Origin of the sequence: Halalkalibacter akibai JCM 9157 (genome assembly GCF_000513135.1) — a bacterium.
GTDB classification, from domain to species: domain Bacteria; phylum Bacillota; class Bacilli; order Bacillales; family Bacillaceae_D; genus Halalkalibacter; species Halalkalibacter akibai.
Genome location: NZ_BAUV01000074.1, coordinates 1 through 11,718 on the forward strand (window position 1 = coordinate 1; position 11,718 = coordinate 11,718).

The following is an 11,718-nucleotide window of genomic DNA, read 5'->3' on the forward strand; positions in this document are numbered from 1 at the left end:
TAAGATTAAAGGGTCAAAATAAGAAATTGCGGTTGAATAATAGCTAATGTCACTAAAAAATGGAAGTAAGATAAATGGCAGAAGGGAAGTAAAAGCCATTGGAATAGGTTCAGTAATCCACCAAATTACTACAAGAGTTGTAATTGCCAAAACAGATCTAGCATCATTGGGTAATTGTGTAATTCCGGGGATTAAGTAAAGTAAACTAGCCACAAATGGACCCAAATACAGACCTAACCATTGACTATGTGAATAAGTCATAATAAAAATCACTCGCAATCAAAAACAGATTTAGACAAGCATATCTAAATATACGTTGCTGAATAAAAGTTCATGATAAATCGAGAAATTTTTTTCGTCTCAAAATATAAAGTATACTAGGTTTATGATACGTATTTTCTTTATTATATGTTGGTTCCTATAATATATGTTATGTAAACTAATAAAAAATCGCTATATCAAAGTTTCGATCATAAACATATAATAAGATACTTCCCTCCATTCGTCCCTGATAATATGTTGGACTCAAAAAAAGCTAAGCATGAAATATTTTTTTGAATATCTCATACTTAGCTTTTATAGATGCTCTATTTAAGAGGTAACGTAATAACAAACGTGGTACCTTCTTCATTAGAAGAAGCTAATTTTATATGGCCTCCATGATTATCAATAATCCGTTGGACGATCGTCAAACCTAATCCAGTCCCTGTTTCTTTTGACGTTAAAAACGGGTCAAAGACTGACGATTGAATAAACTTCGGTATACCTTTCCCACTATCCTCAACATAAATCTCATAATGATTGCCTGTGCATCGAGAGTATATGGAAATACGACTTTCTTCCTCCATAGATTCGATGCTGTTTCTAATTAAATTATGAAACACTTGTTTCATTTGCTTCTCATCAACTCTCATTGAAACTCTCTCTAAATCTATTAAGAATTCCACATTTTTATATTCAACCGAATGTCGAATTAAAGGAAGTATATCGTTAATGATGTCTTCTAAGTAAAGTTCTTTAAAATGAGGTGCGCTTGGTTTAGTTAGAAGTAGCATTTCTTCTATAATTGCATTAATTCGTTCAAGTTCTTTTAAAATTAACGGTAAATGAAATTTTTCTTTTTCAATTCCAGTAAAAGAACTATTCATTAGATTCAAAAAGCCATCTATTACCGTTAATGGATTGCGTATTTCGTGAGCTGCTCCAGCTGCTAGTTCCCCAACAAGAGCTAACTTTTCAGAATGATGCATTCTTTTCTCTAAGTTTTCCGTCTCCGTAATATCAATAAAGTAAAAAATTCTACCGATCGTATCTTTATTTTGATCAAGAAGCTCAGATTGCGAAACCAACAATGAACGTTCGTCAATTGAAGTATAGTAAGGAATCTTAACATTACTAATGATCTCTTTTGAAGACAAAGCGTCCCAAAACATTTTGTTTTCTTTAGATCTATTTAATGGAACCGAAATAACCGATTCCTCGCTTCCTAGTAGCTGCTTTGCAGTCTGATTCAATGAAACATTAGATAACCTTTTATCAAAGGTTATAATTCCAACTGGAAGTGAATTTAATATTTGTTCTCGGTAGATTTTATCTTTAAGAATGGTTTCAAATGATTCTTTTAAGCTTAGAGACATCTTATTTATAGAAGTTGTCAGATGTCTAAACTCTACCTGTGCCGTTTCTTCAACCTTCATTCCATAATGACCATTGGCAATTTGATCGACTTTTTGCACAAGCCTCTCAATCGGCTGAGTCAAATTTGAGCTGATTCGATAAGCTGAGAAAACGGCCGCAATAACAGCAGCAATTGTTAACGTTAACAATAACCATAATGATTCATTAATTATTCTTGAAAAGTGATTCGTGTGATTATTTAAAGACGAAATAACGTTGTCTTTTTTTATATTTAGTTGATTATTAATAGTATCTAATTGGACTAGATACTCGTTCAGCAAATAGGACTCTAAAATTTCTTGATCACTAAATAAGATAAGTCCTTGAACTTTATTCATAATCGCAAAGTCTAATAAATCTATCTCTGTTTTCAAAGGCACTAACGATTTAGGGGGATCACCGTTAGATAATTTAACCTCATCATCTGACGTAGAAATGAAAGATTGATAGGATTCTACAATATAACAGCAATGATTATTTTCAATATATCCTTCAATTAGCATTTTTCTCGTAAGGAGTTCTTGTTGCCAATGCGTAAGCCATACTAATTCAGGAATCGTATTCTGATTAATTTCCTGACTTACGGTATTAACTTGATCAATTGAATGGAGTAAAATGAAAGAAAAACTACTAAGAATCATAGTAGTTAAAAGGAGAACAATTAAAATTTTATTTCGAAAAGACATTTTCTTCATAATATTCCTCATAATTCTCCCCACTTCACACGACACGGCTATTCGTAAATGAATCGTAAATCTTCTTCTGTAAACATCGGTCCAAAAGGAGCAAGTTGATAGACTCCATCTTCTTCGGTTAACAATTTAACACCTGGTAAAATACCTTCTTCACTGAAATAATCTTTCATTATTGCTACATACATTTGAGAAACATCATTCATCACACTCGTCAACATCCATTCACTGGCCATATAGGATTGATCTTCTAAATATCCTATCATGTAAATTTGATGCTTCCTTCCATATTCAATGACAGCTCTATTAAAACCATTCCCTCTTGAATAAACAACATCTACACCCTCATTTACGAGCTCCTCCATATACTCAACGGCTTTAGAATTGTCATCCCAACTATTGACGACCTTATAAAACAATGAAATATCTGGATTAACCTGATAAAGAGCTTCTTCAAACTGAGGCTGTTCTTCACGTGCATCAACTGCATCAATCAAACCTATTTTACTTGTTTCTGATATTAAGGCTGCTGCTATACCAGCCTTTCTTTCAATTTCGCCTTGATTAAACGAGTATACAGATTGGTTTTCATGTACCGCATCTCCATGAATTGTGACAAAATGCACATTGGAGTAAAGAGGAGCATATCTTGTGAAAATTTCTGAAAACTCTCTACCATGGCCAATAACTACTTCTACACCAGTTTCTAACACTTTTTCAAGTGTTTCTTCTTGTAATGGTTCCGTATTAATTTCACTATATAATGTAACCTCAACAGGAAATTGTTCTTCTATTTTAAGTTGTCCAACATACGCTAAACTTCCCCAACTTTGATCTATAATTTCGTCTGTAGTGAGAATTGTTACACGGGTTTTATCTTCTAGTTTAGGAGTAAACGATGATTCGCTTAGAACATTACTTACTTTAATAATCATTAAAATAATAAATCCACTAGCAACAACCACGGTTAAAAGAAGGATCCATCTAGGGTGAATTGATTGTTGCATCAATTATTCTCTCCTTTTTTGTTTCTTTGTCTATTCTACTTAAAAATAAGAAAATGGTCTAGTATTCTTTTTATGCGTATTATATTAACTAGACATATATAGTAAGGATAAGATCCTGTAACCCCATGCCTTAACTAGTAATTATAGCAAGAACCATATAAATAGACAATATCCTACATAGGATATGTAACAAATCTTCTATACTCGAAAGCTAAGTCTTTATCCCCACAGGTTCTTGAAATAAGAAAATTATTAGGAACCTCGTTCTTCAGTTCCTAATAATTTCTAAATGAGTCAATGCCCATTTATATAAATCTTACTTTTTATCTTTGAAGTCCTTGTTGAACAGCATTCCAAAAGCTTTCGTCTTCTTGCCCCATTCTCCAAGTCGATACTCCACCTAATTGATATTTGTGAACTAATTCTGTCTTTAACGTAATACTACTCTCATTTTCAAACCAAACAGTATGGCGTTCTCCGTTTCCATCAGTATATTGGAAGAATGGTGATTGTGCAGCATTATCCCACTTAACTGAGGCACCAGTTGTATTTAAAAGGGTTTTCACTTGTTTCCATGTAATAGCTCGGTTTCTAGAAGGTTGGTCTAGATTCCAATCATATGCATAGGCTGGCAACCCGATGAGAATTTTATCAGCAGGAATTTCATTTGTTGCATATCTTAGCACGTTCTCTACCCAATTTAGACCTGCTACTGGACCCGGCTCACCCCAAGAACCATGTTGATCATATGTCATAATTTGAACGTAATCTGCTAATTCTCCAATAGTACGATATTCAAACGTCCCACTCCAAGCCCACGTAGGAAAATCAGCCGTTTTAGCGGGTACCGACACAATAACTGGATAATCATGTGCATGGAACACTTCTACTAATTCTTTTACAAACTGATTAAAGTTTGCTCTGTCTGAAGCATACATATTTTCAAAGTTTAAGTTAATGCCTTCGTATCCTTTTACTCGAACGAGTTCTAACATATTTTGAATAGTTGTTGCTCTAAGTGAAGGATTGGAAAGAATGATATTTGTCATTGCAGGATCAAATTTATTTTGAATCGTTACATATGGCGTAACACTATTGGCTTTTGAAAAGTCTACTGCTTCAGGAGCATCAAACCCTTCAATCGTTCCTTTTGCTGTTACGTCGTAAGCCGTTACAGCAATACTATTGAGGTATGAATGGTAACTGGTTAAGTTATTGTAAGAGTTCATATCAGTATGCCAATATTTTGTATAGTAGGCTAAATTCATTAACTCTCTCTTTACCTCTTGTATAGGTTCTACCACAATCGGTTCCTGTTCTTCTTTTGGTTGGGGTTCAGACGGTGGTAAAGCTGGAACAACTAATACTTGTCCTACAAATAACACATCAGAAGTTAGGTTATTTAACTGTTTAATGTTTTCTACCGTTGTTTGGTATTGAAGAGATAGTCTCCAAAGTGTATCTCCAGACTGAACAACATGAGTAGTAGTGTTTATTTCCTCAGTTGGTTGTATAGATTCGTTCGCTTCTTTTTGTTCTTCAGGAACTTCTGATTCTGCTACTGGTTGCTGTACAACCTCTGTAGTAGTCTCTTTATTTTTTCCGGGTGCGTTCCCTGAGTTCCCTCTCCCGCTATTTGCTTCGGCAATGAAGCTAATAGAATTAAAGGCTAGTAAAATGATGACTAAGACTGAGATGATTTTTCTTTTCATTACGTTTGTTCTCCCCTTCTATAACTTTAGTAAAATACAAAGATGCTATTCTACATTTATATCGGTATTCTCATCAGTAAATTGAGGAAGACTTACTAGTAATATTTCCTAGTATAGTAGTTACAGCTGGTTTTTAAATAAAAAGAAAAAAACACAGAGAATTCCAGTCTCTGTGTAGTCTAGTTTATTTACTTTTTAATAGATTTCTTTTTGATATCTTTGTAGAATTTTGTAGAATTTTCTCTGTTTTAATAGTAAGATTAACAATAATAGTATATTATTAATGGGTATTTTAGACTAGTTATTATATGGAAGGACAAAAACCATGAATACGATAAAAAAAACTAAGAGCTTACCCCTTTTGCTTATCATAATCTATTTAGTTACATATACAGCCTTTCTTTTAATGTATCAATCCAATGAAATTATTTTCTCAATTGGTGCGAATCTTTTCGCCACTTTAACACCCGCAATTTCCACGATATGGTTATATAAAGGTTTTAAACACGCTAATCAAAAAGATAAAATGTTCTGGTTTTACCTTTTATTATCCATGTTCAGTTATTTAGTTGCGATGCTTTGGTGGAATTATTATGAAGTAATTGTTGGGATTGAAGCTCCCTTTCCGTCAGTTGCTGATTTTTTCTGGGTAGTGATGATCTTATTTCTTCTCCTTTCTTTCTTAAGTATTTTATATAAAAACAGAAAAAATGTGAGTTTTGTCCAAGTTACATATGATGCGTTAATTATCTTAATTGTCGTGACAGCTATAAGTTGGGAATTTATTTTACAACCTATTATTGAATACTCTCTTTCTTACAACATATTATTTCTAATAGTGGGAATTAGTTATCCTATTGGTGATTTAGTACTATTCTTCTTGCTTTTATGTGTGTTTAATACAATTAACTTTAAAATGTCTTCTAATGTGATGAGGTTACTCTTAATTGGGGTCTTTGCTTTTTTGGCAGCAGATACTCTTTATTTATACCTTCAAAGTAGAGAAATATATTATACAGGACATTTAATTGACATCTTATGGGCTTTAGGTCTTTTACTTATTGGATTCACGTCTTTCTACTCACAAGATTTAGTTATAGTAGCAAATAGTGGTGATCATTCGACACATACAAGATCTTTTTTATCTTTTCGCTTATGGCTACCGAATTTAGGTGTCATTCTATTATTTGCTTTTATTATTAAGAGCGGGAACAGTTTTAATACAATTACTGTTGGGTGTATGATTTCTACGTTATTAATCATAATTCGTCAAGTACACACTCTTATGCAAAACCATACCCTCATGACTGAATTAGAGAATAAAGTATATCAGAGAACAAAGCAATTAAATGAAAAGAATCAAAAACTAGAGGAATCACTTGAGCAGATTGAATATTTAGCTAACCACGATCACCTTACTGGACTACCTAATCGTCGATTTTTTGAAGAACAGTTAAGCAAAGCGATTGAAGAAGAAAATAAAAATCAGAAGTTAGCTTTATTATTCTTAGACTTAGATCGTTTTAAATCTGTTAATGATACGTTAGGTCATAAGATTGGAGATATGTTACTCGTTCAAGCAACAAAGCGCATAAAATTATGTGTAGGCGATGAGGGCTTGATATGTAGACAAGGTGGAGATGAATTTCTAATATTTCTTAAGAATACTAGCTCACAAGAAATAGCCGCTTTATCTGAAAGGTTATTAATATCCCTTCGATCGGTCTTTCAGATCGAAAATCATGAGTTGTTTATTTCAACGAGTGTTGGTGCAAGTCTTTTTCCAGACCACGGCAAACAGCTGGAAGTCTTAACGAGTAAAGCTGATGTTGCGATGTATGCCGCCAAAAAAAATTCAGGTGATCACTTTATGATGTATCAACCTAATATGGATAAGGAAGCTTATTCAAATCTTCAGTTAGAAAATGATCTACGTTATGCTGTTGAAAGAAAAGAGTTTTCGATGGTCTATCAACCACTGATAGATATATCGGACGGAAAAATGGTGGGCGTTGAAGCTCTAATCAGATGGAATCATCCAATAAGAGGACCAGTGTCTCCACAAGAGTTTATTCAATTAAGTGAAGAAAATGGATTAATTATTCCATTAGGTCAGTGGATATTAGAAACAGCTTGCTTACAGTGGAAACAGTGGGTAGAAAACGGCTACTCCCCTTTTACGTTAGCGATAAATATTTCTATTATTCAATTCACACACCCGAATTTTCTAAGGGATTTAAAAGAAATTATAAGGAAAACGGGTATGGAACCAAGGTATTTAGAATTAGAAATCACAGAGAATATACCATTTGCAAATAACTTTGCGTCAATAATCTTAAATGATCTTAAGCACTTAGGAGTTAAAATTAGCTTAGATGATTTTGGAACTGGGTATAGTTCTCTCCAATATTTAAATACTTTGTCTATAGATACATTGAAAATAGACCGTTCATTTATTAAAGACTTACCTTTCAATCGTAATAATATCGCTATCGTGCAGACAATCATGTCAATGGCTCAATTTTTGGACCTTAAAGTTGTTGCAGAGGGTGTTGAAACAAAAGAGCAGTTGTTATTCCTCGAGAAAAACGGTTGTCAAATAGCACAAGGATATTATTTTAGTAGACCTCTTCCTAAAGAAGAATTTGAACGAACTTTTCTTATGGATAGTAAATGGACTGGTACTTATTATATAAATGACTAAAATAACGAAAAAAGCACCTTCTATGTAGTAAGGTGCTTTTTCCTATTTGGATTTTGAACTCACATGCAAACAATTATCTTATAACACTTCTATAAATATGCTACTGTATAGCATGCTATCAACATAAACATCTAATTTCCACACACCAGATGTCGGGAAAGACATGGTAGTTGGAATAGTCGCATCTGAACCGTTCATACCTGTACCAAAAGTTAAGGTTCTTTCTTCGATAACATGAGATTGATGATTTTTGTTTATATTTGTTCCAATTACCTCGAAGGAAGCATTAGCGAGATTTTCTCCCCAGACATACCACATATATTTATTCGGTTCATTGGCTCTAATTTGATCTATTGTAACCGATTCATCTTCTAGTCCAGAAGCAATTTGAAAAGCTACTTTTTCTTTTTCACCAATTAAGAAATAACGACCCATTCCTCCATCGTTGAACTCCACTGGAATGGTAAATATGTCTGTTAAAAGTGATTCATCAGTGTTTGTGAATTTCTTTAGAACGTTTTTCGGTGTGGCATTAGATTCATTGTAGCTATTAATTTTTTCTATATCAAATAGGAAAGAGTGATTTTCGCCTATCTCTTTAAATTCGATTCCTACAGAGATGCTATCCTGGAAATCGTTAGTGCCTTCTACACTTAAAATTCCTTCCAACACCTTTCCGTCCTCTTGCAAATTATAAGGTCCTATCGTTGGCAAAAACCACTTTTGGCCATCAATGAACATTCTAAATGGACTTTTGTTCAAAATTAAACTTTCTAAATCTTGATTTTCTTTTCCGAAGGCTTCAATTCTGTAACTAATGGCCAATTGTGTATGGTTATAATAAGCTTCACTTATAGTTGTCTTGTATCGTTCATCTTCGAATGTAAGGTCTACCTCTCTTACATTTCCGTCTTCTACGTATTGTTTAAAGCTGTCATTTCCTAACTCTTGAAAAATACTTCCACTACGTTCCTGTTGGAATGATCCTGATAGCAAATTAGAAAAAAGGATAGTTAGTATACCAAATAGAATGATTGTTGATACACTCACTAATGATTTAGGATGAAAACTTCTAATACTCTTATCTTTAAAATAAGGTTCGTGTAATTGATTTTTAATTAGTCTTTCTACTCTTTGCTTACGTCTTGGATCCCATTCCATATTTTCGTCCATTCTGGCTAGTGACCTATCTAAGTTTGAATGTTTCTTCATTGGAAATCACTCCTTTTTAGTCGGTTTTCAAGTTCAGAGAGTGCCCTATGCAAGGTAATTTTCACTTTACTTTCAGACCATTGAAGAATCTTACAAGTCTCCTCAATACTGAAACCTTTAATTTTCCTTAATACAATCACCTCTTTATAGTTCGTTTTCATTTTGGACAAGGCTAAGTACAATTCTTTTGAGTCTTCCTTCATTAATACAAACTCTTCTGGAGAAGGTGTTTCATCTTTTTTTATCATAAACATCTCCTTTAAGAGTTGGATCGGTTTTTTCTTTCTCATGTAATCAAAGGTGATATTACGAGCTATTGTAAACAACCATGTTTTTTCATTAGATTGATAGTTGAATGATTCAAAAAAGCGGTATGCTTTTACAAAGGTTTCTTGGGTTAAATCTTCTGCCAATTGATAATCCCTCACCATAATAAGAATAAAACTTAACACTGCGTCCCCGTGTAATTGATACCAGTCGCTAATTTCTGTGTCTCTCTGTTTTTCCACTTAAACACCCCCATTGCCATAAATATACCACTTAGACGCAATTCTTTATAAAAGGTTACACTCTTTTTAGAAGTTCTACTGAAAAAGGGGCAATAGAAAGAGACACATTGGATATACTGACCAATGTGTCTCTTTCCGAATAATCTTTTATACGTCTATCCTTAATTACCCATCTCTTGAGTAAATATAGTAAGGTTATCAGCTGCAGCAGCTACTTCTTCAAAAGCTTTACCTAATTCATTTACGACATTAACAAAGGAAACAAGTTCAATTTCCATTTGTTTATTTTGTTCACTTGATTCGCCCATTGTTGTTACAATCATTTCAAAATGTTTCTCTGTTTCTTGTGTGTTATCATTGCCATCTTTAACTTCAAATCGAATTTTTTCAAGGGACTTTGTTAATTTGCCAACTTGAGTATTTGTGTTTTCGATTAACCCTGCAACATCAGTTACAGAATTTTTAGTTTGTTCAGCTAATTTACGTACTTCACCTGCTACTACAGAAAATCCACGACCGAATTCTCCGGCTCTAGCAGCCTCGATTGCGGCATTGAGAGAAAGTAAATTTGTTTGGTCCGCAATTCCGGTAACAATATCAACAATCCCTTGCATCTGGTGAGTTATTTCTAACAAAATATTTACATCAGTCGAGATATCGTCAACGGAGTTATAGATATTAGCCATATTGGCTGTTTGTTTTGAAATTTGAGTTTTTCCGTCTTCAGCTCTGACTTGAGTAGTTTTTGAATGTTCAGTTCCTGCTTTTGCAAGAGAAACCATTTCAGCGGATTGAGAAATAAGCTGTTGAAATGATGCATTGGTTTGTTCGGTAACTGCAGCCAAATTTTGAGACGTACTCATGACGTTAGAGCGTATTGAATTTTGTTGTTCCTCAACGAGCATTCTTAAGTGATTCGTTTCGTTATCATAAGCTTCTAAAACTAATTGTTGTTCTAAATTTAAGATTTTAGAAACGGCTCTTAAAGTAAGAAAACATTCTTTTCTATTTGGTATGTTTGTTTCAATGATATCCATTAATGATAATAAAAGATCTTGGAAAGCGCACATATACCATTTCGTCTGCAAACCGATTCTTACATGGATTTGAGCTATTTTAATTCTTTTCGCAAAGAAAGCCTCGTCAACAACGCCATCAAACATTTCAATAATATGTTGTCTTAATGTTTTCTTTAAACGATCTATTGAACTGTTATCATTGATGATACGTAGCAAAGAAGGTTCATTCTCTAAAGTTTTATAAAAACCATCTACAATATCTTCAATTTGATCAATTACAAAAGGCTGTATAGCATGAATAACTTGTAAATCAGAGTGAGAAAGCCCAATCATCGAAATTTGTTTTTCAACTTCACTTCCGTTTTTTATATGTAATGAGCCTTTGTTGTGATCAATATTAAGTACTGATGGATCTTCCTTTTTTCTGAAAAGCATTCATAACTCCCCCTATTAACACCTTAGAAATGATTTTAACTTATTATAAAAGAATTAGTTCTAAGGTTATATAGGAAGAGTTTCCTTAACTACCTAATGTAGGGATAAGTTCCTATTTTATATGTGGGAGTAGTAATAAATGCTCCCCCTAAGAGTTTTTTTACAGTAATTCTTTATAGTAAAGAATGGTTGCATCCAATCGTCCTTGTGAGGATTTCGCAAAGTTAGGAATGCGTCCTGCTTGAATATAACCTAAGGTTCTATATAAATTATTGGAGGGATCACCTTCCCTAGTATCTAGCACTAATAAGGACCTTCCCTTCTGTTTGGCTAACTTTTCAGCCTCAATCATCAAGGCCTGACCAATTCCTTTTCGTCTGTGTTTAGGATGAGTCATTAGCTTAGCAATTTCAGCGCGATGAGTTCCATTTTGTTTTGTTACTAATTGCAATTGAATTGTTCCAACAACTTGGTTGTTAACTATTGCAACAAGCAAGGCTACCTCTGGAGCAAGAACAGTTTTCCAGTATTCTGTTGCATCTGTAACACTAAGTGGTGGTAAAAAGCCAATTGACGCGTTGGAATCAACGACCTGAATTATGAGTTGGGAAAGCTGTTCTAAATAGGCATCTATTGAATGTAATTGAGTTATATGAACTGGTTTCACAAAAAGACTTCTCCTTCTTTATTTTTTATTAAATGATAAACGCATATGATGTTTATTCATTATACGTCGATAAAAATCCTCTTT

The 11,718-nt window shown here is 33.5% G+C and carries 9 protein-coding genes; 1 reads left to right on the forward strand and 8 read right to left on the reverse strand.

The window, feature by feature from the left end; translation table 11 throughout:
- The 4 genes from JCM9157_RS21550 to JCM9157_RS21565 form a co-directional block, all read right to left on the reverse strand.
- A partial coding sequence (locus JCM9157_RS21550; RefSeq protein WP_035668199.1) for an anion permease occupies positions 1–261 on the reverse strand: 261 nt, incomplete at its 3' end.
- A gap of 326 nt (positions 262–587) precedes the next feature.
- On the reverse strand, positions 588–2,372 hold the full coding sequence (locus tag JCM9157_RS21555) for a sensor histidine kinase (RefSeq protein ID WP_235715070.1): 1,785 nt from the start codon (positions 2,370–2,372) through the stop codon (positions 588–590).
- A gap of 38 nt (positions 2,373–2,410) precedes the next feature.
- Positions 2,411–3,376: a BMP family ABC transporter substrate-binding protein gene (locus tag JCM9157_RS21560; RefSeq protein WP_035668204.1), complete on the reverse strand. Its 966-nt coding sequence runs from the start codon at positions 3,374–3,376 to the stop codon at positions 2,411–2,413.
- Between the two features lie 323 nt (positions 3,377–3,699).
- The gene (locus JCM9157_RS21565; protein WP_052013306.1) at positions 3,700–5,088 is read right to left on the reverse strand and encodes a glycoside hydrolase family 18 protein; all 1,389 of its coding nucleotides are present in this window, start codon (positions 5,086–5,088) and stop codon (positions 3,700–3,702) included.
- A 361-nt stretch (positions 5,089–5,449) separates the two neighbouring features.
- Between JCM9157_RS21565 and JCM9157_RS21570 the strand changes: the two genes are divergently transcribed.
- Positions 5,450–7,792, forward strand: coding sequence for an EAL domain-containing protein (locus tag JCM9157_RS21570; RefSeq protein ID WP_158318636.1), 2,343 nt, complete (start codon positions 5,450–5,452; stop codon positions 7,790–7,792).
- Positions 7,793–7,870: 78 nt separating this feature from the next.
- On the opposite strand, the gene JCM9157_RS21575 is transcribed toward JCM9157_RS21570, so the two are convergent.
- The 4 genes from JCM9157_RS21575 to JCM9157_RS21590 form a co-directional block, all read right to left on the reverse strand.
- Positions 7,871–9,004 (reverse strand): DUF4871 domain-containing protein, encoded by a 1,134-nt coding sequence (locus JCM9157_RS21575; RefSeq protein ID WP_035668208.1) that lies wholly within the window; start codon positions 9,002–9,004, stop codon positions 7,871–7,873.
- On the reverse strand, positions 9,001–9,513 hold the full coding sequence (locus JCM9157_RS21580; RefSeq protein WP_035668210.1) for an RNA polymerase sigma factor: 513 nt from the start codon (positions 9,511–9,513) through the stop codon (positions 9,001–9,003). The genes JCM9157_RS21575 and JCM9157_RS21580 overlap by 4 nt, the downstream gene beginning before the upstream one ends.
- Before the next feature lie 161 nt (positions 9,514–9,674).
- Positions 9,675–10,967 carry a globin-coupled sensor protein gene (locus JCM9157_RS21585; RefSeq protein WP_035668212.1) on the reverse strand — a complete coding sequence of 431 codons (1,293 nt, stop codon included), beginning with the start codon at positions 10,965–10,967 and terminating at the stop codon, positions 9,675–9,677.
- A gap of 160 nt (positions 10,968–11,127) precedes the next feature.
- On the reverse strand, positions 11,128–11,634 hold the full coding sequence (locus JCM9157_RS21590) for a GNAT family N-acetyltransferase (RefSeq protein WP_035668214.1): 507 nt from the start codon (positions 11,632–11,634) through the stop codon (positions 11,128–11,130).
- Between the last annotated feature and the right edge of the window lie 84 nt (positions 11,635–11,718).

Excerpts from the sequence above, each read along its gene's own strand:
- JCM9157_RS21555 (WP_235715070.1), bottom strand. The coding sequence starts at position 2,372 with ATGAAGAAAATGTCTTTTCGAAATAAAATTTTAATTGTTCTCCTTTTA.
- JCM9157_RS21560 (WP_035668204.1), bottom strand. The coding sequence starts at position 3,376 with ATGCAACAATCAATTCACCCTAGATGGATCCTTCTTTTAACCGTGGTT.
- JCM9157_RS21565 (WP_052013306.1), bottom strand. The coding sequence starts at position 5,088 with ATGAAAAGAAAAATCATCTCAGTCTTAGTCATCATTTTACTAGCCTTT.
- JCM9157_RS21575 (WP_035668208.1), bottom strand. The coding sequence starts at position 9,004 with ATGAAGAAACATTCAAACTTAGATAGGTCACTAGCCAGAATGGACGAA.
- JCM9157_RS21585 (WP_035668212.1), bottom strand. The coding sequence starts at position 10,967 with ATGCTTTTCAGAAAAAAGGAAGATCCATCAGTACTTAATATTGATCAC.